The following is a 332-nucleotide window of genomic DNA, read 5'->3' on the forward strand; positions in this document are numbered from 1 at the left end:
GGGCCATCGAGCGGATCGTCAAAGCCGAAGCGGATGCTTCGGGGGCGCCTCGACCGCCCGAGATCACGACCCTCGATCATTATCCTCTCAACGTGAACGATCAGGAAGCCAGCAAACGCGTGGTGGATGCGTTCCGCGGGCATTTCGGCACCGAGCGCGTCCGGGCGACGGGGCCGGCCCCTGCCAGCGAGGACTTCGGATCTTTCGGCGCGGAGTGGCACGTTCCCTCGGTTTTCTGGTTTGTCGGCGGCACCGGTAATGCGTAAGCGTCGTTCTCAGGCCACGGCTTTGAGGGATTGCGCGCGATAGGCCCAGGGAAGCAGCTGATCGAT

1 pseudogene is annotated in these 332 nt (G+C 64.2%); it reads left to right on the top strand.

What is annotated here, in order from left to right:
• Positions 1-266: pseudogene (locus IVB13_RS25065) on the top strand (amidohydrolase); the annotation flags it as partial.
• Between the last annotated feature and the right edge of the window lie 66 nt (positions 267-332).

This window comes from Bradyrhizobium sp. 17 (assembly GCF_023073515.1).
GTDB classification, from domain to species: domain Bacteria; phylum Pseudomonadota; class Alphaproteobacteria; order Rhizobiales; family Xanthobacteraceae; genus Bradyrhizobium; species Bradyrhizobium canariense_D.